Below are 25,424 nucleotides of genomic sequence, written 5' to 3' on the forward strand. Positions count from 1 at the left end.
CAAATCATAGAGACTATTCTTTGTGAAACTTGAAACTGGGGCGTAGCCAAGCGGTAAGGCAGCGGGTTTTGATCCCGTCATGCGAAGGTTCGAATCCTTCCGCCCCAGCCATCTTCCCAAATTATCTAGCAGGCCCAAGTCTGGGCAGCAATCAAAAGCCCAACCGTTTTTTATCTGATTCTGCGAATAGTTCGCCAGAGTTCATCCGGCGAACACAATCCAAAAATCAACTACTCCGGCAGCACCACATCATTCGCTTCCACAACCGTCACTCCGGCTCTATCGGGCTCAAGGGCAGTAGTACCTGAAGTTGCTGCAGGCATTCGCACTTGCTCCCTGCGCAAACCCAGTGCCCGCAGCCACTCGAAACCCGCCAGGCAGCACAGCAATGCCAGCAGCACTAGCGGGCCGCCATATCCCTTCATAGCCTCACTCTCGGATATACAGGTCCACACAAGCTGCACAACGCACAGGAAGGCCACAATCAATAGGGTCGGCTTGCGTCCCAGCAAGCTAACGACAAAAACGCCCAGAGGCGCCCCCAGGGCCACTACCGGTGCTGCCGCCAGCCAATTCCCAAACACCCCAGGCTGCCAATCTCCCGCCAGCGACTTCACTATTACTCCGAGTACCGAGCAAAATGCCATGATCACCACGGATGTAGGGATCGCCACCTTGAGATCCACCCTGCTCAATAGCACAAGAGCCGCATACACCAGCATGTCCACACCCACACCGGTAACTGCCACCACGCAAAAGCCGGCAAAAGCACCCAATAGCAAGCCGACACGAAAATCAGTCGGGCACCGGGGGTCCCCCGCGTGCTCACAATCAGTAATTTCGCTGAGGCGATACAGATGGAAAATGCCAAAACTGCCCCAGAGAACGGCAAAGGAGAGTTTCACCCAGAGTTCGGGTATCAGAGGGGCAAACAGCAGGATACCGGCGGGAGTCGCCAATAGGGAGCCAAGCAGCGCCCCCCGCAACATCGACCAAGCCAGCTGCTGGCGTCGGCAGAGAATAAACAAACTGGCGCTGACCATCCCTATCGACTGAACCGCAAAACTAAAGTCGCGACCCAGGCTTGCCGGCATATCAAAAAACAGCACCAGCACGGGAAACCCAACTGTCCCGCCGCCCATCGGCGTAGAACCTGCGGCATAGCTACCCAGCGCCATCGCCAGCGCCATGGACCAATGCTCGAGCGCCAGGGCCAGGTTCTCGCCCTGTAAAATCAGGAACAACCAAACACCGTAAAACAGAACCAACCAAGCGAACCAATAGCGAAGAGAGAATCGCGCCACATTTTTCATTTTATTATTTGTGAGCTAAAGCGTCAGAGGGAGACAATAGTGGTACGAGTGTGAGGTGGGATCAAGACAAGATTTGGCGAACTCGCCTATTCCAGTCAGGAGGGTCGCCCGACAGCCGCAGCTGCCGGGCAAAGCGCGATTAGTTCAAGCGCTTCTTGCGAATCAGGTTTTGAACCTGCATAGAGGACATCATAGAGGCGTAGATTGCCGGCAGCGCGCCACGTTTACGCAGTTCCAGGAAGTCTTCATCAGACAGCTTGTTAAGCTTCTCTTCATCGATAACAAAGAAACCTGTCAGATCGTAAGGCTTGTCATCTTCGCTAACACGGAGAGTCAGCTTCTTCTGGGTCAGCAAGTCCTTGGAGACCAGGAACTCGATAAAAGACTCAGTCACTGCAACACGCTGTGCAGTTTCAACCACTGCCTGAGCACGATTCTTCAGGAAGTCAGTTTGCTCGCCTTCCCCATCAAACAGCGCTTCACCTTCAGAGTCGCTCAGCATCTTGGAGTCTTCGTCGATGCAAAGAACAGCCTGATCAGCGTTGTCTGGATTCTTCACCAAAACAAACGGGTAAGTGCGCACTTGCACTGGAATGTAGCTGCCATTCCAGCCATCAGCGCCAGAGAACAGGTTTTCACCGGGGCGCAGACCAGTAAGCGCCACAACTTTAAACTGGTCAGTATTCTGGTCTTTAACGAACAGGATCGGGTAGCTCTGGGCTGCCTGTACGATTTCCTGAACCACCAGCGGCAAAATGTGATTACCGCTTACATGGTCAAAAGTAATGTCCTGGGTGAGTTTCAGGTTGGCATGTGCCTTTTTATCCAAAGCTTTGATCTGTGCCATAAGTACAACTCCTAGCTACTTTTATAGTTACTAAATTTTCAGAGATACCCTAACGTACCACTCTTCTACGCATCTACGATGACAAGTGCTTCCCGACAGTCGCCGGAAACCAAAGCCAGCATTAAACAGGGAAGAAGCCCAACTGGCAAACAAAGTCCACCAACAACAACCTAAAGACAAATTTATTTGGTTAAATTCACACAATTCAAGACTGTCGAACCAATTAAATTCACTGCTCCCCCCTTAAAATGACCCGGCAACCTTCAAAATCAACGAATCGAGTATTAGTTAGCCTACCCTGACAGGTAGCGCATTACCTGTATCACCCCTCCCCCACCTCTACAGCTATCGTAACAAGTGGTGCTTTTTTATACGATTGAAGAAGTGGTTGGAGTGAGTTCGATGCAAAAACCGAGGGGCGCCTCATTATGATGAGCCTACTATTTCTCTTCTATCTCCTTGCAATGGCTCTAGCCGTGAAGAATTACCACACCCTAGCAACCGCAACATTCATTTTTGCCTTGATATCAAGCATCGCCTGGCTGGGCTATCACACCGGTGACAATCTCAACTTAGCCTTATAGAGGAGGGTGAATGGGGCAAACATTTCGCGAGCTTAATGCACTGGGCATACTCGCCGTATGTGCCGTACTCGTCGCCGCAGAGTACTTTCAATTAGTGAATGGAGAAATGCCCTGCCCTCTCTGTTTACTTCAACGAATTGGGCTCACAGGAGTCTTATTTGGCCTGATGCTAAATGTACTCTATGGCAACCGCCCTCTACACTACAGCTTGGCAACATTCTCAGCGCTATTTGGTGCCGCTACCGCACTGCGCCAAGTCAGCCTACATGTTATTCCCGGAACACCAGGTTATGGCGATCCATTAATGGGATATCACTATTACACCTGGGCACTAATTATCTTCTATATGACAATTATTGGCATCGCGATTATCGGTGCATTTGATAAGCAATATGGAAAACCCATATTTATCAGTTTCCGCGATCAGGGAGCTCTCGGAAAAATGGCCATAGTAACTGCATTTTCAATTACCGCACTTAATATATTTATAACTTTCGCAGAGTGTGGACCTACTGTCTGCCCGGATAATCCAGACAACTATTGGCTCTTTGGCGCTATCGACGGAATTTAAAAGCAAGCTGAGAAAAGAAAAGGGGTATGGCTATACAAAAGACAGCTTGCCAAGCATATATCCATAGATCAACAGAATAGATGGAGGCCAGGACCGGATTCGAACCGGTGAAAAACGGTGTTGCAGACCGTCGCATTTCCTCTCTGCCACCTGGCCATAAAAAAACCCGGCGCTTCCGCTCCGGGTTCTTTGACTCTCCGGAAGCAAAAAACGCTTCCGAATAAATTTACAGAAGCACGCAGGTTGCCTGGCAGCAACATATAGAAAGAAGTTCTTGCGCGTATTTCATAGTAAATTGTCTTGTTCAAGTTGCCGCCAAGGATAATGGAACAAAAACTCCATTTCAACTCTTTCTAGGTAGCCCCAGAATACTGCCCAACCCTAATCTCATTACCGGGCAACGGCTGCTCTGGAACCAGCTGTGCCAACCCAAGAGAAATTAAGGCCATTAAAGACCCCGCAAAGAATACCATAGGCGGAGAGACAAGCCACAGCAAGCCAAATACTACAGGGATAACTACTGCGGCAATATGATTAATAGTAAAGCTGACTCCAGCCGAAGCCGCGATATCCCGCTCGTCGACTATCTTCTGGAAGTAGGTTTTAATCGCAATTGCCATAGAAAAGAATAAATGGTCAACAATATATAATGCCGCTGCCAGCGCAGCACTTTCTACCAGCGCATAACCCGCAAATACCAGTATCAGGCCAATATATTCCAAAGTGAGGATACGGCGCTCGCCAAACCGAACGATAAACTGTCCGATCTTCGGTGCGATATACAAATTAAGTAAATGGTTTACCGTATAGAGAGCAGCAATCTCCCCCACGCTGTATCCAAATTTCTCCACCATCAAAAAACCAGCGAATACTATAAAGATTTGCCTGCGAGCCCCACTCATCATCGTGAGCGCATAATAGAGCCAATAGCGTTTTCGCAGAATAAGCTTCTTATGCTGGCTGTGGGGCTGAGCAAACTGAGGGAAAAGGACCCAGGCACCTAAAGCAATGACAATGGTCGCGCCACCACCAATTAGATAAACCCAGGAATAATCCAAATCTGCGAAGTTCATTAAACCCCACACCAAACCATAAGCCAGAAGCGCAGCAAAGGAACCTGCGGCAGCCATGCGTCCCATCCAAACTGCTGCTGTTTGTTTGGGGAACCACTGGAGTGCCAGGGACGTCTGCAAGGTCTCATAAAAATGAAATCCGGTAGACATTAAAAGTGTAGTGAGTAACAACCCGGTCAATGATGGATACAGTCCCGTTAGCATCACTCCAAGGCCAGTTGCTACCAGGGAAATTATCGCCAGCCTCTGCTCCCTAACAAAAAGCAAAACAAAGACTACTAGAAAGGCTAAAAAGCCAGGTATCTCACGCACACTTTGCAACAAACCAATATCTGCACCGGTAAATGCTGCCTTTTCAATGACAAAGTTATTAAGTAGCGTATTCCAAACAGCAAATGAGAGCGGCATCGAAGCTGCCAGAATAAGCAAAAGAATTTCAGGCCGGCGAAGACGTTGTAGCATAAATGACCTCCTATAGCTAAGGCCCGCAATATACGCCCTCAATATACGCCCTCAATATCCAACTGTAAAATCATATAAATAGTACCGATAAATATCTCTTTTCATTGAGAATATTGCGGCTCATGTAAATAAATACTGATAATATCATTAAATAGTGATAACACTTTCCAATAGCTTGCTCAACCGCCTGTAAAATCGGTGCATAAGAAGTACCAATTGGCAAAGTAGCAAGCAATCTACTTGTGTATAAATTCCCGCTAACCATGTATTTTTAATGAGGCTAAGACGCTTAGTCCACTATATATAATAACTAGGGAACCTCTGAATAATTCTGAGTCAATTTGGTAATATTCACCTACCCATCAAGACTACGATGAATCATGCACCAAGTCACCTTTGCCGAAGCAGAATATAAGCTAAAGCGCCGTATAACTCGGCGAGAGAAGTTTCTTTCTCAAATGGAAATCCTCATCCCATGGCAGCGACTAGAAGCTCAGATCACTCCTTGTTACCCACAAGGCAAACGTGGCCGACAGCCATATCCATTGAGTGTCATGCTTCGTATTCATTGCATGCAGCTATTTTACAATCTCAGTGATCCCGCTATGGAAGATGCACTGTATGAAATTGAATCCATGCGTAGTTTTGCTGGATTGACTTTGAGTAGCCCAATTCCCGATGAAACAACGATTCTTAACTTTCGCCACTTACTGGAGCTCAATCAGCTAGGTGCAGCTCTTTTTGATGAAATCAACAAACATCTTGCTGAGAATGGCATGGTACTGCGTGAAGGCACGATTGTAGATGCCACTATTATCTCTGCGCCAACTTCAACTAAGAATGAAAAGAAAGAACGTGATCCGGAAATGCATCAAACAAAGAAAGGCAATCAATGGCATTTTGGGATGAAAATGCATATCGGGGTTGATGATGTGCTCGGAGTAATACATAGCATAGATACAACAGCAGCGAATTCGCATGATGTCACAACCACAGAGCGAGTTCTCCACGGGGAGGAGAAAAGAATCTGGGGAGACTCTGGGTACATTGGTGCGGAGAAACGTGAAGAGTTGAAAGAGCGGGAGGCGGATTGGTATATAGCAATGAAGCCGAGCAAGCTAAAAACTCTTCCAGGGCGTGATGCACTCCGTAAAGCGGAAAAGATCAAGGCGCAGATAAGAGCGAAGGTCGAGCACCCCTTCCGCTACATCAAACAGGTATTTGGTTATGACAAGGTCCGCTATCGGGGACTGGTAAAAAATACTGAGAGGCTGTGCTTACTGGCAGGCTTTACCAACTTATTAATAGGGAGAAAATACTTGGCTACCTAGGGGGGGCGCCTGAAATCCGCCTATTGAGGATTTCAGATGAAAAATTAGGGGACTATTACGCGAAAATTACGCGTTTGAGCGTAATAAAGTGAATTTTTCAAGCAGTGTAGCTTAATTCTAGAAAAATGCTTCGTTGATCAGAGGGTCCCTAGAGTCAGACAATTATAACCTTAATTCACCTATGCTTTAACTGCTACATGTCTAGGCGCCTTACACCACAGCATGACTAATTACCGACATAGACAAATCTTGGAGAGAAAAATGCGTATTCATTCCTGGCGAATTTATCATCTCACCTTAGTCATGCTACTTACCACACTCTCTTTTCTACTGACGAACGCCGCTGCTCAAGAAGATAACTTACCTGACAAACTTAAATTAAACGAATGGAAGGTGCCCTGGAAGGGACTCCCCAGAGACCCGCATGTAGACAGTAAAGGTAATGTCTGGTTCTGTGGACAAGCGGGTAACTACATCGGAAAGTTTACACCGACCTCTGAAGAGTTTAAGCAGTATGAAATACCTGAAGGCACTCACCCTCATAACCTGATTGTGGATTCAAACGATATTGTTTGGTATGCAGGTAATCGAAATGCGCATATTGGGCGATTAGACACCAATAATGGACAAATTAAACAATATCCAATGCCTGAAGGTATCAAAGACCCACATACGCTAGCCTTCAATCGAGAGGGAAATATCTGGTTCACAGCCCAGCAAAGTAACCGCATAGGCCTGCTAAATGTACAGAGTGGCAAAGTTCTAAGTGTCACCCCAACAACCCCTAATGCCCGCCCCTATGGTATTAAGATTGATGCCCAGGGAAACCCCTGGATAGCGCTATTCGGCACCAATAAGTTAGCTCGCGTAGACGCAAAAACCATGACCATAAATGAGGTTAACCTGCCACGCCCAAATGCTCGCCCTCGCAGACTGGAAATCGATCCTACCGGCAATATTTGGTACGTTGATTATCCAGAAGGCTATTTGGGGCGTTATACTCCGACGACCAAGGAGTTTAAAGAGTGGAAGCTACCCAGTAAGAATCCACGCCCCTACGGAACAGCACTGGACAACAATAACCAACTTTGGCTCGCTGATACTGGAGAGATTCCAAATATCATTTTTGCCTTTAACACAGAAAAAGAGAAATTTACAAGCAAGACCCCAGTTCCAAGTGGTGGAAATATAAGATATATGTATTTTAACAATATGGATGGAAGTTTTTGGTTTGGTGTTGATTCTGGGTTTATCGACCAGGGAATACCAAAATAGAAGTATATATAGCTCTATTGATATCAATCGATGTATGGCGTCACTGCAATAGTTCTATATATCCTGATACAGGACAAACTATTCAAATACAGACTTCCATTTAGAATTCTAATTTTTTCAGCTCTACTAACAGCCATTCACGGCGCCCTAATGAGGCAACCATTGATGGATTACCTTATTGGCAACCCACTACAAGTTACACTAGCTTAAAATGGCATGAAGTGGCTCGTGTGGATACTCGTGGCGACCGTTATAATTATAGGTGTTGAAGTATTCGCCTCAAATAAATCAAACTCTAACGAATCTACAAAACAAAAAGCGTGCAGCAATCATTAAATAAAACTCATAAACAGAATTTACAATTATGGAACCGAAACAAACCGGGATAGCATACGATACCATCACACATCTATGGGAACGTAAAGAGTTCAACAGGAACAACGGTATTAGCCAGTATAAGCGGGCACTTGGCTTTGTAAAAAATAGAGGCTCCGCACTAGATGTAGGGTGTGGCTGCACAGGAAGGCATATCGAGCTTCTGCTAACTGAAGGATTTTCTCCCGAGGGAATTGATGTTTCTGAGAAAATGATAGAGATCGCCAGGGATAAGCACCCTAATGTCAACTTCTATCTAGAGGATATATGTAAGTGGAAAGCCACAAGAAAATATGACTTTATAAGTGCGTGGGATAGCATCTGGCATATACCAATTGAAAAACAAGAGGAAACAATAAGGAATCTAGCGTCTTACTTAAACAAGGAAGGCGTTCTAATATTTTCCTTTGGTGGAACAGATAAAGAGGACTATCATACGAATGATGCGATGGGACCGGAATTATATTACTCCACCTTAGGCACAAATAAATTTGTACAACTCCTTATTTCATCTGGTTGTATTTGTAGACATCTGGAGTACGATCAACCGTCAGAATTACACGCCTACTTGATTGCTCAGAAGATATAATTATTTAGACCCCGCCCCCTAAATCATGGATAGCCTATATGTTAACCGGAGCAATGCTTGTTTGGTTTATTCTTACCAGTCTCAGCCTAGTTTTTGTTATTTGGGACTCAATCACTAATGCGCCAACCAGCTGGGTTCAGCGCCTGGCTTGGGTATTAGTAATTCTTTATACCGGTGTTATCGGCTTAATCTTCTACCTACTCACCTGTCGCCGTCCTTTTCCTGGCGGCCACGATCAATTCACTAGGGCCACATGGAAGCAAAGTGTAAATAGCGAAATGCACTGTCTAGCAGGTGATGCAACTGGGATCCTTATCGCAGCATCTATTGTACCCACACTGGGCCTCACCAATGGATGGGACTCCATAATTGAGTACTTGGCTGGCTTTGTTTGTGGTTTGTTTATTTTTCAGGCATTGATGATGCGAAGTATGTATCAGGGAAACTACTTAAAAGCAGTGGGTAAAACTTTCTTTGCTGAAACTGTATCGATGAATATGGTTATGGCTGGAATGATACCCGCTATGGTGATACTGACTTCCATATGGCCACACTCTGAAGACCCAACAAATGCTACCTTTTGGTTTCGTATGAGCTTGGCAACCATTGTTGGGGGTATCATTGCTTACCCTATTAACTATTGGCTGGTAAAAAATCACTTAAAACATGGCTGTATGACCCTCCCAAGAAAAGATGGAGTCGCGCCCAATCTTGGTCATTGCCCCCATGAATGCGCCCCAAATTCAGTACCGCACACCTATGGTAATTCACAAGCAGAAACGCCTAAAATGGAAATGCATTCTTTATCTTTAGTGGAATCGAGTATATGGATAGCGGGCACTTTTATAGCTCTTTTTCTTGCAATTTATGTCACAGATAAAATCACACCAATATACTTTTGATCTCAGAACTTTATGCACTCAAAATAATCGCTTAAGCATAAGATTCAAAAAATTTCTTTCTCCGCCTATAGTAAGATTTCATTCTGAGGCTGGTTGCCAATTGATTACCGGGCTTACTCCTTCAGTATTACATAACCAAACAATCGCTTTTATGCCAACCTTAAGCTTCCCCTTAGTATCAATGAGTTTTTCCCAATCGCTGGAATGAAAAGAACGGCCATGGATGCGGAACTGCCCGAGAACCTCCTTCCAATTTGGCATAGTCAGGTTTAGAAACTCATTTGTTCCATGGTCAGTAGCAACCCAAAGCTTAACTCCATCTTTCACCCGCACAAGTTTTGTAATCTCCCCTTGCCATGAAGTTAATTGGTTTCGATCACAGGTCACGTACTCTGGAACAGCTAGCCTTTGAGCCAAAATATTCGGGCTAGCCAAAACAAATAAGCTCAGCACTAAAAATAAATAATGTTCTTTATTCATAATTAAAGAAGGGGGGCAAGCCCCCCTTAACAATTAAAGACCACGATAAGTCGCGCTTTGTTCATCCGCGCGAGTGGCTTGACCTTCAGTGAACTCGTACATACAGCTATCGTCAGTATAATCCATAAAGTTAGTTACCGGATCTTCTCCTTCAGCATTTCTTCCCCTGGTACAGGTATCCCGACCAACAGGGCAGCCATAAGCAGCCGATCTCTCCGCAGGGGTATCTGAGACGTAGTCTCCCCGGCCAAAACATCCACCTTGGAACGTGTGATATAGACCCAACCAGTGGCCAACCTCGTGAGTTAAGGTATCCCCCTCATTGTAGGGCGCAGCATCACCTCCAGGCACAGAACCAGTTAAAATTACCACGCCATCATCAAGTGGATCAGAGGAGTAACTACTTGGGAATGTAGCCCACCCAAGTAGGCCATCACTAATTTCAGCTACATAGATATTCAAATCCCCGGCATCGCCAACTCGTAAGGAAGATTTCATTGACTGCTCAGCCGAAGAATTGTAACCAACGTTATACCAAGAATTATTTGCTGTAACAGTGGCTGAAACTAAATTAAAGGTAAATGGAGTATTTGCGTAAGCATCATTCAATACATCCATTTGCGCATTAATCTCACTATTAGAAAGCGCTCCATTATTAGCAGTGTCAGTAATTACATGAAAGTAAACATCAACTTCTACAGAACCTGCGGGGCGTAATGTGTGCGCCACACTTCTATCACTTGATACACCACGCAGAGTAGAAAAATGCTGCTCTTTTAATGCGGCTTCCTGAATTGATGGGTGGTCTGTACCGCAGCGCTTTAGCCCAACACCATTGTTGGCAGCCTCAACCGAAGAAACACTTTGAGCAAAACCTATAGTTGATGACGCAAGTACGCACAATGATAGAGCAGTTTTTATCGAGATATTGGAAACAGTCTTTCTCATAACCTAAGCCTTAATTTTATTATTTATTTACACTCCCATAAGAGCCCGCCAACTTTCCACGCTTCCATAAACTTTTGTCAATAGCACCAATTCTTAAATTGATGATAATGACATCAAACTCTTTAATAAGGCGTAACGTTCAACAAGAAAAATTTAAATCTAAAAAAATAAAAACTCAAAAAAACAAAATGTAGATACATTTCTCCATGAAATTAGTTACATATGAAATTTTTTCACGAAAAAAACAGGGTGCAACTCACTTAAAAATACGAATGAAAATTCGCGAACCCTGAAATTACTGATAGGTAAAATTCCAACAAAAAAATACCGAATTTTATTTCAATAAAGCGGACAATTACATTTTTTATGATACATCATCGCAAAAATAGCTCGCACCAACTGGGGTTGATAATAAAAAGACATTCCAATCACTAGAGTATCTAACTCAAAAGGCCAATCACAAACAACAAAGGCCACTCACCTCCTGTGGTCATGGAGGTAAGTGGCCTTTATAAATTTTGCAGCTTTTAAACTAGAGTGAACACTCTACTCTGAATTAGCCCCACTGTTTTTGAGAGCTAAGATCATTTCCGCTGCTCGGCGAGCGGCAGGCGGTAAAGTGAAGCTTGTTATAACCTAGCTTATTTTCAGTAATGACTTTTAGAACATCATCTAAATGAATATGGGCCCCCTCTTCAACCAAAATCAAATCATGATCATGAAGACCACTTTGCCAAGCCTTCTTAATATTATCCACATGACCAGGGCTTTTTTCATTATATGAGAGATTATAATTATAAATACTCGCACCACCACCAGCTATCGAGTGAACTTTTCCTGACCCCATATTTAGGAACTCTAAAGTTCCAAATTTTTCTTTACTATTTTCCTCATTGGCAGGCTTACCTGTTTTTGTCAAACTCCTGACTGCATGATCAGAAGACGCCGAACCATGAAATGAGTAGAAGTATAGAGCCAAATTCTCTGGCAATTCAGTCTTACCAAAAGAGCCGTTATCAAATGAACCATGTGCGTAAAGGATCGCCTCATTACCACTGGCTTGTTCTTTTTTATGAATTATTACTTTTCCAAAGTGAACAGTTTTCATCACATTCCTTATCGATCAAAGGTTGGAGAATCTATTTTTTTGACCACACCATCAAGATGCGGTCACAAATTTAAGATTATTCTTTTCAAATAAAACCCACCTGCTTTTAATGGTTGCAGATAAATAAAATTAGATCAACGAAAATAAAATCTATGTAAGCGACTAAAATCCAATCCTCATTACCACCCTCTCATTCGAGCAAAACCGTAATCAAGACAAGTAAAAAAACTATGGACTGCGAAACAAGCGTCATACAAAACCCAAAAAAACCACAAAATCTCAATTAAGGAATTTTTCATCCACATTTCAAACTAGGAGTAAAAGGATTTAAGCTAAATGAAAAACCTCACAAAAAAATGGTTATGTAACCTTCGAAACTGAGACTAAATTTTGCACGACAAAAAGTTCTATCACACATAAAAGACAATATTTTTACCTGTTACAACCATCATATAGTCAAGCACACCTAGCAAACTCTTTGTTCAATTTTTCTTGACTAAAGTTAGAGGTGTAGGGCATGCCACCCCTCATCATTGCTCTAGGAAGAGAGGTCAATAAACTACAAAAACCTAGATTGACAACATAAGCAGCACTATATGAAATGCAGAATTATTTTTTTACAAACATACTAGAGAAAAATCTCTCACAGACGGATAAGACTTAAACAGCTTGACGGCCTACCCTTTCAGTTGGATTACTATTTTAAGCTGATAAGAAAGAATTGATGAGCTGTGGAGGAATGTCTACTCTGAAAAGAGTGGCATATGGCATGGATAAAAATCCCTCACCAAATTAACCTCCAAATATGAGAGATATAAATCGTATGCAGGTTGAAACTGGAAGCTTTCTGGGGCGAAGAAGCGGTGGTGAGCCTCGCATCAAAACTGTTTGGCAGGGACACACTAAACTGCTTTATTACTTGGAGGCAGCGGAGACTTTAAATCGATTTAAAGGGTCTGTATAAAATGTAGTAGTTCAGACTTGTTATGACAATTATCAGCTTTTAAAAAGGTGCCTCATCAGGTCAAATTCAGGTTACAAGTTTTTCCTTCCTGATACTTTTCTATCTTTAAGTGTTGCCATCTGTGTGCTGCGTGCATTTCTTTGTGTCAGAGATGCTGAATCCGGAAAAGATTACGAGCATCGACACGAATGGATTGAAAGCCATATGCATAAGTTGGTCGAGGCGTTTGCGCTAGATATTGCTGCCTATGCGGTAATAAGTAATCACTACCACATAATGCTATACATCGACACAGATTCTGATGATAAGGTAATTACTCGTTGGCAAAAGCTCTTCAAAGCCTCTAGCTTAGTCCAGCGCTATATTCAAGGCGATACCCTCGATCACGCTGAAGTAAACAGACTAAAAGAAGTCGCCTTCCTATGGCGGGAACTCCTAATGAATATCAGCTGGCTTATGCGCTGCCTGAACGAGTCCATCGCCCGCCAGGCCAATGCCGAGGACAACTGCACCGGTTGTTTTTGGGAAGGGCGTTTCAAGTCTCAGGCCTCGCTGGATGAAAGGGCCCTTGCCGCCTGCCTCGCTTACGTGGACCTCAACCCTATCCGTGCCGGTATCGCTAAAACTCCAGAAGAATCCGATTGCACTTCGATCCAGCAACGCATTCACACAGCCATCTCAGGCCAGCAGCCGAAAAGCCTACTGCCACTGGTGGGCGGGGAGCGCCGGGATATGCCTAAAAGCTGGATCACTATTTAGAGCTGGTAGACTGGAGTGGCCGGCAGCTGCACCCTAAATAGCGCGGCGCTATTTCCGAGAACATCCCACCTATTTTAAATCGGCTGGGTATTTCGCCAAAACACTGGCTCTATCTAAACCACAACTTTGAAAGCCGCTTTAAACGCTTGGTGAGCTCGGCGGAAGCGGTACGCCAGGTCTGTGCGCAGCAAAATAAACGCTGGGTACACGGGCTGCGCGATTGCCAGCGCTTTCTTAGCCCCACCCCCTGCTAAATTACAGAAATCCGCTTATCAGCTGCCCCTAGATTCCATCGCTCCCGACTCTACATCCCGCCTGATTCCCTATGGACTCCCCAAATGATCTTTTAACGCCAAATTGCCATCTATTTTGAGACAGATATACCGGCTACCAAGTGGTGGCGTAAAAATTCTTGTCTAGCTTCCGACTCTCCATTCTTTGGATGTCCTGGATTGATTATTTTTACCGGGTAGAGGGCTTTCACCTCCTCTGCCGATTTATCTCGGCGCACTGGATGTCCAGGATGATCTCACTACCCGCCGGGCGGCGGAGTTGAAGTCCTAAATCTATGGGTCCAGAAATGTTCCTATCACATGGGCCACTAACTATGTTTTGAATATTTTAAATTTTTCATGATCTGTAATGGCTAGTCTTCCACCAGAATTATCTACAGTAATATTTTGACACTCACACTCAGAGAAATATCTTGGTTTAGACTCAACTACACCTCCACAAATCAGACATTCATAATAAATAGATTTCCCCGCCGGATACCCTTTTGGTTGGTTAGGTGTGAAATCTATATATTCTCGTTTTCTATTCATCAATCAACCTTCGTGGTTCTCTTAATTTTTCCAGATTTCAAAAGTCCATCTGTTCCGCCCTCAGACTTCGGGACAAAATATTGCATTGCCCCTCCTGGCTCTCCAAACCATGGAGCGATCGGACCAGCTTCAACCTCGAAAGGCTCAACAACTTCATACTGGTGATATGGAGAGTTCATAGTCTCAGGAGGTAGAGCCCTATTCTCGAACGGAGCTCCTACATCTGAAAAATAACTGCCCTTATCATTGAAACCATTATCGTCATACCACCCTCCAAAGCGATCTATTTTCTGACCTGGAGTCATTATAATTTTTTCTCTTATAACCTGATCATTAACACTTCCAAAGCCATCATTTGGAGGCCAGCTCTGAGTTGTAAATTTACCTTTCTTGTCGTGCCAACGACCGTTCTGATCCTTTTTATAAGGTGCATTATCTGGTTGAGCATCAAGTTGTTCTGTGACTGTATTAGATGGCGGGCAATCCTTACTTTTTAAACCGTAAGGATCAATCCACCCAACCGGATTAGGTGCATACCGATAATTATTAACTCCACCTAAAAGTCCAATAGGGTCCTGCTGAGTAAACTCCCCAACCTCTGGATCATAATACCTAAACCGATTGTAGTGCAGCCCAGTCTCTTCATCAAAATACTGCCCCTGAAAACGGATAGGCTGCTCTATCTGATTCTCATGAGCTAATGCAATATTGCCATAGCTCTTATAGGCAACACTCCAAACCACCTCACCTTCCTGATTGGTAAGGGTATCAGGCGTTCCCAGGTGATCCAGATGGTAGTGGTAAACCTGTTCATCTTCTTTCAATGCAACCGGCTTAAAAGTACCCGGTTCAAAATAGTAGGTCCGAGTTTTCAGATCTTGTTGGGTGCGGATATCGGATTTGTTTTCACGAAGCAGGATATCCCCATCCCAGAGGAAGCTGGTTTGTTCACTGTTAGTTACCTTACCAATACGACGGCCGAGCGGGTCGTACTGGTAGTGAATCTCTTGCTGAAGCTGTTCTGCCCCATCTTCCACCTTGAGCTTTTCAACCCGCACCAACTGCTGGCGACTGTTGTAGTGATAGCGGGTTTGCAGTTTCTGCCCTTTACCACGCAGTTCGGCGATACGGTTGCCGTGGATATCGTAGCGGTAGTGGGTATCGCCACGGAAGGCTAGGCGATTGCCCTTGACTTGAGTGGCACTGGCCTGCTGTTTGGCTTCATCTTCTGATCTAGCGGCGGCCAGAATATTGTGGGCAGGGTCGAGCACAAAATATTCGGGGCTGGGGCCATCAACCTGGGTGAGGCGATCCAGGGCGTCGTAATGGTAGCTGCGAGTACCGCGCAGGCTGTCCTCGATTTTGGCAATCTGCCCAGTTTTATTGTACTGGTAGCTGCGCTCCAGGATTGAGTTAGATTCCTGGGTCGGATCTGACACTGGACCACCGGCCTTGCCCAGGCTCAGCTTTTGCAGGCGCCCTTGAGGGTCATAGTCTCGCTGGCTTTTCAGTCCATTACCGTGCTGGCGTTGACTCTCCCTGCCCTGCTCATCATGATTGATATTGGTAATCAGCTGATCGGTGTTGCTGCCTACCGGGCGGCGGTGCAGGCTCTCGAATTGGCCGGCGGGGTTAAAGGCGAAGTTGAGCACTTCACCATCGGGCAAGGTCGTGGCGATGCGATTGCCGGCAGCATCATAGTTATGGGTGAGTTTATCTTTGCCCTGCCAATCCATGGTTTCGCGGTCATTGGCTTCATATCCCTAGCGTCGCTTGCAGTAAGTGTTTTCCCCCTGCGATAAACTGGCCTTTGCAATAACGGCGGAAGCCGGCATTCTCTTGCTCAAACTATTATCCAGTCTTTGCGTCCCCTAGATTTCTCTGACTTCACTTTTTAGGACTGTAATCTATAGGAGTCTAGACATGTGTATCCTGTTGTTGGAGCCACTGCCGGAACCACTACTGCTGGAGCTGGAGCTGGAGCTGGAGCTGGAGCTGGAGCTGGAGCTGGAGCTGGAGCTGGAGCTGGAGCTGGAGCTGGAGCTGGAGCTGGAGCTGGAATTATACGAGGATAGTCTGCCGTCATCCTTAAGCAGATAGCTTTTTGTAACTTCTCCCAACTCGATGTAAGTAAAGGGAATATACAATAACTGTCGTAAAGATAGTTTACTGGAAAACTTTCTTGACTACATCTTAATGAGCATTAGTTGGATAAAACCTGACTTAATATTAAGCACTATTGATGTTTAAATATGGTGGATAGATGCTTGGCATTCACTGCTGAAAAATAAATTGTGGACTACCAAAAAAATAACCCAATCGACTGACTGGGTTATTATTAACAACTAAATATTCTATTTCAAAGAGCATAAGAAATCATTAAAGCTATTCGCAAGGCACCTCAGATTCTTTGCGCCTTCAGCTTCATGATTCCAAAAGTAAATTTTTCCAAAATTAGCTTCATCAACACCAATGCAAAGATTATTCCCTCCTCCGGCCACCGCTATAGGGAAGTACCCTTTAGGTATCCGGGAATTATCTACATAGACCTTTTTTACCCAATCTAAACGCCGCTCTTCTTTTTCAGTGAATCCATAGAATATTCCAAGCTCTCCCTTTGGCCTATCTTCACTACCAATTTCTGAGGTATGTTTATAAAAAAATCCATAAGGATCTACAGAGCAAACATTATTCTCAATTAAAAAGTTTCTATACTCTCTTGGAAATTGATACCCCAGCTCACCCTCAAATTTAGACACCAAATCTTCGGAAGCCTTTTCAGACATTGAAAAAATTTTCACTAAAATTCTCCTCTCCATCTAGCGGTCATATGCTGGCCCAGGCAAATGCCCCAGTCTAACAAACTGATCATGAAGACTCACACCTCCTGTATGGGTAACAGGTCCATGAATTGATCTAGGCACAAGTTGCAACACTCCTAAGTCTTGATGATGATGCCATGTTAAATCATGTTCATCCCTAAAAGCTTTATTAATTCCAGCCAACTCATCCGCTGCTCTAAAGTCATCTAAGTCACTTCCCGTTAATTTGATTTTAACTGTATTCGCAGTCAAAGATTCATGTATGAATACGTGATCATTAAATACAGGAAAGCCTTCGGAATCATATCGAACCACTGTACCATTACCTAATTTTACTGAATTTGTCCAGGGAGTTTGGTTATCTATCGCATCCGCTGGACTACCACTATTAACTTCTATTATGCGGCCACTAGCAGCACTAACATTACGCCTTTGCCATGGTCTATTTAACTCACCATTTTCTAGTAGCTGTGCCCGCTGCGAATTCAGAGAATTATATACATTGTTGGTTTCATCATCGAGATTAGAAGCAAATCTAACATTTTCACCATCTAAGGGATTTGTTCGCACAGACCTGTTTGCACCTTCGGAACTACTATCGGCGATGCTGCTGCTTTGATTGGAGCTAGATCTATTAGAAGTAGCAGAGCTGGAATTGCTCGAAGGCGGTCCACTGGACCTTTGCGGCACCGTAACCTCCGAAGAGCTCAGGTCGGAGAAACTTGCACTGCCGCCTTTTGCTTTACCGCCCCTTTTCTTAAGTACCCGCTGTTGCAGCTTCTTCAGTTTAGCGAGCTCCATCATCAGCTCACCGATCTTCTTAAAGGACCTCAGTAAGCGTGCATTTTTGACCATAGATACAGCTGCACCGACGCCCCCAGTTATCGCTGCGAGGACGATAGTAAGGATAATTTCAAATGTTCCGCCACCGGCTATTTCGGTAATTTCCAGACTGTGTTGGGCTTTTACATAATCCTGGGCAAAGCGGAAGATAACCCCGCGCAGGGCCGGATCATCGTAAATAATTTGAGCAACGTCGAATGCCAAATCCAATTGCTGCCGAGTAACCTTTGAAGGGTCAAAACCGAGTACATCCACCACTTCTTTTTGCAGATCCGTAACGTACTCCTGGCCAGATTCTGTAAAGCTCTTGTCATTCCAGAAGTAATTTGCTGTGGCAACACCCAACCTATGCGACTGACGCAGAGGATTCAGCATTTGCGCCACTTCAAGCACATCTTTTGTCCATACCGCCAAGCCCCAGGCGGCATTGCCAAAACCGGTCGCGCCACTTTCAATATAGGCACCCACTTTTTCCAGCGTTGAGCGCTTCCCATGCTGCTGCTGGATTTGGGCCGCTTCTGCCCTCTCCTGGGCAATAATTTGCTGTAGGCCAATACGAATCTTGGCAATCAACTCAGCCTGTTTGTCAGCAATTACGGTAGCTGCTGTTGGAGCTTCTTCAATAATCAGACGATTCTGGATTAAAGCGCGATAAATCTCTCGTTCAGAAGAGGACAAATGGCCGGGCGGCTCAGATAGGGGCCCCAGGAAGATTGTGCCCGAGGTACCCGCTTGAATACTGGTACTGAGCAAATTGCAGGAGCTACCTCCCAGGCTGAAAAAGTGCTGGTAAATTTTCTCAATAACCGCATCGTCGAACATCGAAAGCAAGTGGCCGGCATCGACCTGCATAGGGATCCCCAGCGGGTACGTCCACCCTACTCTCACTTCGTACTGGATGCCTTGCTTATTTTCAACACGTAGCTGCATGATAATCCTTTAAACACTTACGCCTATCTGGACCTAGTGGGGACCTAATTCAGTTAATTCTCACCCGCGAACATTAGGGAACCCCCAAAGAACTCCGGTAAGTTTTCGATTCCGTCTATTTTTCGAGCAAAATACCCTTAAGCTGAAGTCAACCAGACTTCAACTGGTGATTCCTCCGAGCTTTGTCGGCGTCGATTAAAATCGAAATCGCAAGACCAGCCAATACCACGCCATTACACAACGAAGCCGCTGAGAAGAACATTCTCTATCCAAAAAAGGGAGCTTAAGGGCTGCTGTGCTAGAAGAATACTAACGACTAGATTCTTATCTTCCTTTTCACTCTTAAGAAATTAAGAATCTAGGTGGCGCCAAATAAAACATAGGACTGAGATCTACTTCGCGAGGTTACCGCAAATTAGGTAAATACGGTAGATAGCAAGTGTTAAGCTGAGTAGCGAAGCTTTCGGGAGCAGAAATTAAAACTTCGATAACACAAAACCGAGCCAAAGTTATCCTCGATTAATTTTTAATAAACCAATAAAAATAGTACCCGTGTATTAAAAAAATATCCCGTAATACAAACCCTATGAACAATTATTATTCATTTGTTTACCGTAATTGGATAATTTCTCTACAGCGAGTATCAATATTCCGTTATTGATAAAAGTAACTAATTGGATAGCGTTTGGCAGGCTGTGAAATTGGATCTTTAAATTTGTGACACTCATCACAAGGGTATCCCAGTTACAAGCAGGGTGAACGGGGAAATCAGCGGACGGGATTGCCTGGAACTGCAATAAAGCGCGGTATGGGTTGAAGAAGGCCCAGTAACCTCATTATCAGGTGCCCGGGCCTTTTTTCAGAAAGCCTATTCGATCTCTTTGATCCGCATGGAGTTGGTATGCCCACCCATATTGAGGCGCTCCCCCTGGGTAATCAGTACCCGCTGCCCTTTCTGCAAATCGATTCTAGAGCTTAATACCTCGATAACCGCTTCGGTTAAATGTCCCAGGGGAACTGAAGCCGGATCAAAGCTCACTGTCTCTACTCCCCGTAACAGCATCAGCTGGCGCGCGATCTTAGGATGCCGGGTTAGTGCATAGATCGGCAAGCGAGTATTTGCACGGGACATCATTCTCGGTGTGCGGCCTGACTCGGTCAGTGCGGCTACAGCACAGAGATTCTCCACTCGCGTTGCAACATCAATCGCCGCTTGGGCAATCACAGTATCGATTAAAGCTGAAGAACCGTGGTCCTCTGCAGTATAGGGAACACTGCCCAAATACTGTTCAGCGCCGATAATCACTTCACTCATAGATTCCACGGCGGCAACCGGGTAATCACCCGCTGCTGTTTCCGCCGACAACATAACTGCATCAGTACCGTCCAGCACCGCATTGGCAACATCCATCACCTCGGCACGGGTGGGAGTCGGGCTGGTAATCATCGACTCCATCATTTGTGTTGCAGTGATTACGGCGCGATTGAGAGCATTTGCGCGGTTGATCAGTTTTTTCTGCACCCCGACCAGAGCGGGATCACCGATCTCTACCCCTAGGTCACCTCGAGCTACCATAATCGCATCGGAAGCCAGGATTAGGCTGTCCATTTGCTCGTCATCGGCAACAGCTTCGGCCCTTTCAACTTTGGCGACGATCGCCGCTTGGCTACCAGCCTCTGCCATGGCTTTGCGAGCAGTATCCAGATCTTCTGCACAGCGCGGAAAACTGACCGCGAGGAAATCCACTTCGAGATCTGCTGCCAGCTTGATATCCCGGTAGTCTTTTTCTGTCAGAGCCGGTGCAGACAGGCCGCCGCCCAGCAAGTTGATGCCCTTGTTATTCGACAGCTTACCGCCCTGTAAAACTCGGCAATAGAGCTTGCTTGGCGTAGTGCCGGTTACTTCGAGACGAATCTTGCCGTCATCCAACAGCAGGATATTGCCGGACTGGCAGTCGCTGATCAGGCTTGGATAATCCACTCCAACGCGGTGCTCATCCCCCCCTTCAACCGGGCAATCCAGGTCGAGGGTAAATTCGTCATTGTTTTCAAGCTGTACACTGCCCTTGGCAAAACGGGCAATGCGGATTTTGGGACCCTGCAAGTCCCCCAAAACCGCAACAATTTTTCCCTGCGCTTCGGCGGCGTTGCGCACCTCTGTAACGCGGCGTCGGTGATCCTCTGCCGATCCATGAGAAAAGTTCAGACGTACAACGTTCACCCCTGCGCGAATCATTTCATCAATTACGCGAGGCTTGTCCGTACCCGGGCCTAAGGTTGCTACGATTTTTGTATGGCGAATCATAAGATCCCGTCATCTAATAATTTGAGAAGGAGGTTCAGAGGGCTATCAAATAGGAATTCTATGTCCATTTAATGGCCCTCAGTAATTGAATTACCAAAATATGGTAAATGAGGGGAATCAGGCGGATTCAGCAACAGGCTGCTTCAACTGAAGCGTTTCAGCCATCGCCAAACTGGTATCCAACATGCGGTGGGAGAAGCCCCACTCGTTGTCATACCAAGCCATGACCTTCACCAAGTTACCATTCACACGGGTGTGGTTTGCATCAAAGTGACTGGAGGCACTGGTGTGATTGAAGTCTACAGATACCAAGGGCTGATCGCAGTAGGTCAGTACACCGCCACTGGCCTTAGCAGCTTCCTGCATGATGCGGTTAACTTCTTCGGCGGTGGTGTCACGGCCAGAAATAAACTGGCAGTCCACCAGAGACACATTGCTTACCGGCACACGGACGGCCATACCGTCGAGGCGACCTTTTAACTCAGGCAATACCAAACCTACCGCTGCAGCCGCACCTGTTTTGGTAGGGATCATATTATCCGCCGCCGCACGGGCACGATAAATATCTGCGTGCACCGCATCTTGGGTATTCTGGTCATTGGTATAGGCGTGCACGGTGGTCATAAAGCCGCGCTCAATACCCAATTCACGATGCAGTGCTTGAGCTACAGGTGCCAGACAGTTGGTGGTGCAGGATGCATTGGATACCACACGGTGATCCGCAGTGAGATTGCTGTCATTTACACCGTAAACAACTGTGAGATCCGCATCTTTTGAGGGTGCAGAAATCAGCACTGCGGCGGCACCGGCTTCAATATGGGCAGAAGCGGAAGCGCGATCGGTAAAGCGGCCAGTACACTCCAGGACTAAATCCACACCCAGTTTCTTCCAGGGCAATTTGGAAGGGTCGCGCTCCTGGCAAACCTGAACTCGATCACCGCCAATAACCAGAGCATCACCATCGACTTTGACGTCTGTACCAAAGCGACCGTGAATAGTATCGAAGCGAGTCAGGTGAGCATTAGAAGCTACCGGAGCGAGATCATTAATCGCGACCAATTGAACACGATCGCTGTAGCCTGATTCATAGATAGCTCGGGTGACATTTCTACCGATACGACCGTAACCATTAATGGCAATTTTAATTTTCATCTCGCTTTACCCTCTTTATATGCTTCTGGTTTTTCAAGTGGCACCCGCTTGCGAGTGCACCATACCGAGTGTGTGTTATTTCAATTCCGCAGCTTGTTTTGCCAGACGAGTAATCTCTGCCCAGTTCTTTTCACGAACCAGAGTACTACTCGCCATCCAGGAACCACCGACACAGACCACATTGTTCAGAGTCAGAAAGTCCGGGGCATTTTGAGGCCCTATACCACCGGTGGGACAAAAGCGAACGTCCTGTAGCGGACCGCCAATGGATTTCAGCATTGGCACTCCCCCTGCCGCCTGGGCTGGGAAAAATTTCTGGTAGCGATAACCACGCTCGTAGAGGCGCATCACTTCTGAAACACTGGCAGCACCGGGCAGCAGCGGTACTTCACTGCCTTCAGCAGCATCCAGTAAGCGGTCGGTTGCGCCGGGGCTCACCATAAAGCTGGCGCCGGCTTCGATAGAGCGACGCAGATCATCACCATTGAGCACCGTGCCAGTTCCCACATGGGCTTCCGGCAGGTGTTTTGCAATTTGTTCAACAACTTCCAGGGCTGCCTCAGTGCGCAGGGTTACCTCAAGTACTTTCAGGCCACCTTCAATCAAAGCGCCGGCAAGAGGGAGGGCATCTTCAACTTTATCTACAACCAGTACTGGGACAACGCCAGCTACCTGCAAAATCTCGGCGATATTTTTCTGCATCAGATAATTCCAAATCTTTCGTTAAGGCGCCCAGTAAACAGTGACTGGTTTCAGCCCCTGCTTAAGAATACTGCGCACCGGCATTTCTAACTCATCACTGCCGAGCAACGCCTCGCGATAAACTTTTAGCTTCTCTTCGCCAGTGATCAATAACTTGATATTGCGCGCTTGCAAAATTGCACTCAGGGTCAAAGTCATACGCTCGGTATTGGAGCCGGTAACTTCACTTTGATTAGCAGTAATTGCCTTGCACAACTTTTGTGATTCAGGATTTAGTGCATCCTGTAAGCCCTGTGCATGGGGGAATAGTGATGCGGTGTGGCCGTCACTGCCCATACCCAGCAGACAAACATCAAACGGTTTCTGCAACTCGCTATATGCGCGCTCACAGGCCTCTTCACCTTCAGCGGCTGATGCATGTGAATTTTTCATACCCAGAAAATTGGCTTCGGCGCCAAAATTCTGTAAAAGCGACTTTTCAATAAAAGCTGCGTTACTACCGCTTTCGGTTTTTTCTACCCAGCGCTCATCAACGAGAGCCGCTGTAATTTGCGACCACGGAAGCGGGCGTTTGGATAGCTCGCGATAAACTGGTTCCGGTGTACTGCCGCCTGATACCAGGAAACTTGCGTGATTATTTTCTTTAATACCTTTTTGCAGTTCGCAAGCACAATCGTGGGCTAGAGCCTGCACCAGGCGCTCGCGATCTTGGAAAAATTTTTCTTCAGCCATGGATTCTTCCATTTCTCTTAGTGGAAACCGGCGCGGTAAAATTAATAGCTGCGCCGGCTTTCCAAATTATTACTGCGCGTTAAACCAATGACGATCACTGCGTGACAGCAGTTTTTCTGCCTCTTCTGGCCCCCAGCTACCTGCAGGATAGGGCTGCGGCTGATTAGCCGTTTCGCGCCAATGCTCAATAATTGGATCCACCCACGCCCAGGCAGCAGCAACTTCGTCACGGTGGATAAAAAGCGCGGGATTATTTGCTGCAGCATCCAACATCAGGCGCTTATAAGCGTCGCTGCGGAAGCTGTCGTAAGTATCAGAAAGGGTTAAATTCAATTCAGCCGGTTGCAACTCGGTGGTGAGACTGTCCATTTTCTTCGCCATCAAAACCAGTTTGATACTTTCTTCTGGCTGTAAGCGAATAACCAAACGGTTGGGAACAATCTTTCCGGCTGACTCATCGTACACATGATGAGAAACATTTTTGTACTGCACTACAATTTCGGCACAGCGCTTTTCCATGCGTTTACCAGTACGCAAGTAAAACGGCACCCCTGCCCAACGCCAACTATCGATATGCGCTCGAATGGCAACGAAGGTTTCGGTTGAACTGGTTCCACCGTCGAGCTCATCGAGGTAACCAGGAACATCATTGCCATTGATTTGCCCAGCTATATACTGGCCACGCACAACGTTTTTATCGACCAAGTTTCCGGTAAGCGGGCGCAAAGCCTCAAGCACCTTAATTTTTTCTGCACGGATATTCTTCGCCGACATACTGTTGGGAGATTCCATGGCGATAAGGCACAGCAGTTGCAGCAGATGGTTTTGCACCATATCCCGCATAGCACCAGTTTCATCATAAAAACCCGCACGCCCTTCCAGGCCTACGGTTTCTGAAATACTGATCTGGATATGATCAATGGTTTTTGCATCCCAAAGATGCTCAAACAATACATTGCTAAAACGCAGTGCAAGAAGGTTTTGGACAGTTTCTTTACCCAGGTAGTGATCGATACGGAAGATACTATCTTCCGGGAAATAACTGGCAATTTTACTGTTAATTTCATCAGAGGTTTGGGCGTTATAGCCCAGTGGCTTTTCCACTACGACTCTGGAATTTCCAGTAATCAGGCCTTTTACGGAGAGGTTTTCACAACAGGGGCCGAATACCGCGGGCGGTATTGCCAAATAGAAAATACGAACCCGCTCTGAGTCGGAACCGAGAATTTCTGCCAGGTGATCCCACTGGCTATCCGGTACGGCAATGTCCAGTGCGATCGGACAAAGTAATTGGCTAAATTGGTCCCAGCTCGAAGCACTGTACTCACCCTCACGGAGATATTTTTGCAGTGCCTGGTGGGCTGTTTCGATATATTGATCAACATCTGATTGGCGGCGACACACCGGAAGGATGCGACAGCCCTCAACCAAGCTGCCCTCTCTAAATGCTCGGTAAAGTGCCGGTAGTAACTTGCGCAGTGCAAGGTCTCCGCCTCCACCAAATAACACCATATCAAAAGGGTTAATCATAAA

The 25,424-nt window shown here is 46.0% G+C and carries 23 protein-coding genes and 2 tRNA genes; 9 read left to right on the top strand and 16 right to left on the bottom strand.

Features of this window, described 5'->3' with window-relative positions; all coding sequences use genetic code 11:
* Positions 1 to 36 precede the first annotated feature (36 nt).
* Positions 37 to 111: transfer RNA gene (locus ACJJI8_RS01150), tRNA-Gln, on the top strand.
* A gap of 119 nt (positions 112 to 230) precedes the next feature.
* On the opposite strand, the gene ACJJI8_RS01155 is transcribed toward ACJJI8_RS01150, so the two are convergent.
* Complete coding sequence (locus tag ACJJI8_RS01155; RefSeq protein WP_444933995.1) at positions 231 to 1,313, bottom strand: sulfite exporter TauE/SafE family protein; 1,083 nt, start codon at positions 1,311 to 1,313, stop codon at positions 231 to 233.
* Positions 1,314 to 1,452: 139 nt separating this feature from the next.
* A complete protein-coding gene (locus tag ACJJI8_RS01160; protein ID WP_444907459.1) occupies positions 1,453 to 2,160 on the bottom strand; it encodes a SapC family protein in 708 nt (235 codons plus the stop codon).
* Between the two features lie 431 nt (positions 2,161 to 2,591).
* Between ACJJI8_RS01160 and ACJJI8_RS01165 the strand changes: the two genes are divergently transcribed.
* Together ACJJI8_RS01165 and ACJJI8_RS01170 are read left to right on the top strand one after the other, a co-directional pair.
* Positions 2,592 to 2,744 carry a DUF5993 family protein gene (locus ACJJI8_RS01165; protein ID WP_444935135.1) on the top strand — a complete coding sequence of 51 codons (153 nt, stop codon included), beginning with the start codon at positions 2,592 to 2,594 and terminating at the stop codon, positions 2,742 to 2,744.
* 10 nt (positions 2,745 to 2,754) lie between these two features.
* Positions 2,755 to 3,315 carry a disulfide bond formation protein B gene (locus ACJJI8_RS01170; RefSeq protein ID WP_444933996.1) on the top strand — a complete coding sequence of 187 codons (561 nt, stop codon included), beginning with the start codon at positions 2,755 to 2,757 and terminating at the stop codon, positions 3,313 to 3,315.
* A gap of 81 nt (positions 3,316 to 3,396) precedes the next feature.
* Here the strand turns inward: ACJJI8_RS01170 and ACJJI8_RS01175 are convergent.
* A tRNA-Cys gene (locus ACJJI8_RS01175) sits at positions 3,397 to 3,471 on the bottom strand.
* Between the two features lie 197 nt (positions 3,472 to 3,668).
* Positions 3,669 to 4,850: an MFS transporter gene (locus ACJJI8_RS01180; RefSeq protein WP_444933997.1), complete on the bottom strand. Its 1,182-nt coding sequence runs from the start codon at positions 4,848 to 4,850 to the stop codon at positions 3,669 to 3,671.
* A gap of 380 nt (positions 4,851 to 5,230) precedes the next feature.
* On the opposite strand from ACJJI8_RS01180, the gene ACJJI8_RS01185 reads away from it, so the two are divergent.
* The 4 genes from ACJJI8_RS01185 (at position 5,231) to ACJJI8_RS01200 (ending at position 9,322) form a co-directional block, all read left to right on the top strand.
* Positions 5,231 to 6,181, top strand: coding sequence for an IS5 family transposase (locus ACJJI8_RS01185; RefSeq protein ID WP_444932661.1), 951 nt, complete (start codon positions 5,231 to 5,233; stop codon positions 6,179 to 6,181).
* Between the two features lie 261 nt (positions 6,182 to 6,442).
* Complete coding sequence (locus ACJJI8_RS01190) at positions 6,443 to 7,456, top strand: Vgb family protein (RefSeq protein WP_444933998.1); 1,014 nt, start codon at positions 6,443 to 6,445, stop codon at positions 7,454 to 7,456.
* A gap of 364 nt (positions 7,457 to 7,820) precedes the next feature.
* A complete protein-coding gene (locus ACJJI8_RS01195) occupies positions 7,821 to 8,420 on the top strand; it encodes a class I SAM-dependent methyltransferase (RefSeq protein ID WP_444933999.1) in 600 nt (199 codons plus the stop codon).
* Between the two features lie 38 nt (positions 8,421 to 8,458).
* Positions 8,459 to 9,322, top strand: coding sequence for a DUF4396 domain-containing protein (locus ACJJI8_RS01200; RefSeq protein WP_444934000.1), 864 nt, complete (start codon positions 8,459 to 8,461; stop codon positions 9,320 to 9,322).
* 78 nt (positions 9,323 to 9,400) lie between these two features.
* Here the strand turns inward: ACJJI8_RS01200 and ACJJI8_RS01205 are convergent, their stop codons facing one another.
* From ACJJI8_RS01205 to ACJJI8_RS01215, 3 genes are all read right to left on the bottom strand, one after another.
* Positions 9,401 to 9,802, bottom strand: coding sequence for a hypothetical protein (locus ACJJI8_RS01205; RefSeq protein WP_444934001.1), 402 nt, complete (start codon positions 9,800 to 9,802; stop codon positions 9,401 to 9,403).
* A 33-nt stretch (positions 9,803 to 9,835) separates the two neighbouring features.
* The gene (locus ACJJI8_RS01210; protein WP_444934002.1) at positions 9,836 to 10,750 is read right to left on the bottom strand and encodes a zinc metalloprotease; all 915 of its coding nucleotides are present in this window, start codon (positions 10,748 to 10,750) and stop codon (positions 9,836 to 9,838) included.
* 556 nt (positions 10,751 to 11,306) lie between these two features.
* Positions 11,307 to 11,858 (bottom strand): putative adhesin, encoded by a 552-nt coding sequence (locus ACJJI8_RS01215; RefSeq protein WP_444934003.1) that lies wholly within the window; start codon positions 11,856 to 11,858, stop codon positions 11,307 to 11,309.
* Between the two features lie 1,087 nt (positions 11,859 to 12,945).
* Here ACJJI8_RS01215 and ACJJI8_RS01220 point away from each other — a divergent pair.
* Positions 12,946 to 13,581 carry a nitrogen fixation protein NifB gene (locus ACJJI8_RS01220; protein ID WP_444934004.1) on the top strand — a complete coding sequence of 212 codons (636 nt, stop codon included), beginning with the start codon at positions 12,946 to 12,948 and terminating at the stop codon, positions 13,579 to 13,581.
* Positions 13,582 to 14,186: 605 nt separating this feature from the next.
* Here ACJJI8_RS01220 and ACJJI8_RS01225 read toward each other — a convergent pair.
* Both ACJJI8_RS01225 and ACJJI8_RS01230 read right to left on the bottom strand, forming a co-directional pair.
* Positions 14,187 to 14,405 (bottom strand): hypothetical protein, encoded by a 219-nt coding sequence (locus ACJJI8_RS01225; protein ID WP_444934005.1) that lies wholly within the window; start codon positions 14,403 to 14,405, stop codon positions 14,187 to 14,189.
* Positions 14,405 to 16,141: a glycohydrolase toxin TNT-related protein gene (locus ACJJI8_RS01230; protein ID WP_444934006.1), complete on the bottom strand. Its 1,737-nt coding sequence runs from the start codon at positions 16,139 to 16,141 to the stop codon at positions 14,405 to 14,407. Before ACJJI8_RS01230 ends, ACJJI8_RS01225 begins: the two co-directional genes overlap by 1 nt.
* A gap of 187 nt (positions 16,142 to 16,328) precedes the next feature.
* Here ACJJI8_RS01230 and ACJJI8_RS01235 point away from each other — a divergent pair, with 187 nt between their 5' ends.
* A complete protein-coding gene (locus ACJJI8_RS01235) occupies positions 16,329 to 16,505 on the top strand; it encodes a hypothetical protein (RefSeq protein WP_444934007.1) in 177 nt (58 codons plus the stop codon).
* A gap of 254 nt (positions 16,506 to 16,759) precedes the next feature.
* Here the strand turns inward: ACJJI8_RS01235 and ACJJI8_RS01240 are convergent, their stop codons facing one another.
* The 7 genes from ACJJI8_RS01240 to zwf all read right to left on the bottom strand — a co-directional run bounded on the left by ACJJI8_RS01240 (position 16,760) and on the right by zwf (position 25,421).
* Positions 16,760 to 17,206 (bottom strand): SMI1/KNR4 family protein, encoded by a 447-nt coding sequence (locus tag ACJJI8_RS01240; protein WP_444915694.1) that lies wholly within the window; start codon positions 17,204 to 17,206, stop codon positions 16,760 to 16,762.
* A gap of 18 nt (positions 17,207 to 17,224) precedes the next feature.
* Positions 17,225 to 19,000 (bottom strand): HNH endonuclease, encoded by a 1,776-nt coding sequence (locus tag ACJJI8_RS01245; protein WP_444934008.1) that lies wholly within the window; start codon positions 18,998 to 19,000, stop codon positions 17,225 to 17,227.
* A gap of 868 nt (positions 19,001 to 19,868) precedes the next feature.
* Positions 19,869 to 21,305, bottom strand: a complete 1,437-nt coding sequence (gene pyk / locus ACJJI8_RS01250) for a pyruvate kinase (RefSeq protein ID WP_444907446.1) — start codon at positions 21,303 to 21,305, stop codon at positions 19,869 to 19,871.
* A 117-nt stretch (positions 21,306 to 21,422) separates the two neighbouring features.
* Positions 21,423 to 22,457: a type I glyceraldehyde-3-phosphate dehydrogenase gene (gene gap, locus ACJJI8_RS01255; protein ID WP_444934009.1), complete on the bottom strand. Its 1,035-nt coding sequence runs from the start codon at positions 22,455 to 22,457 to the stop codon at positions 21,423 to 21,425.
* Positions 22,458 to 22,532: 75 nt separating this feature from the next.
* Positions 22,533 to 23,159, bottom strand: coding sequence for a bifunctional 4-hydroxy-2-oxoglutarate aldolase/2-dehydro-3-deoxy-phosphogluconate aldolase (gene eda, locus ACJJI8_RS01260; protein WP_444934010.1), 627 nt, complete (start codon positions 23,157 to 23,159; stop codon positions 22,533 to 22,535).
* A gap of 21 nt (positions 23,160 to 23,180) precedes the next feature.
* Complete coding sequence (gene pgl, locus ACJJI8_RS01265) at positions 23,181 to 23,891, bottom strand: 6-phosphogluconolactonase (RefSeq protein WP_444934011.1); 711 nt, start codon at positions 23,889 to 23,891, stop codon at positions 23,181 to 23,183.
* A 69-nt stretch (positions 23,892 to 23,960) separates the two neighbouring features.
* Positions 23,961 to 25,421, bottom strand: coding sequence for a glucose-6-phosphate dehydrogenase (gene zwf, locus ACJJI8_RS01270; protein ID WP_444934012.1), 1,461 nt, complete (start codon positions 25,419 to 25,421; stop codon positions 23,961 to 23,963).
* Positions 25,422 to 25,424: the final 3 nt, after the last annotated feature.

It is taken from the genome of Microbulbifer maximicatervae (SeqCode) (assembly GCF_052467695.1).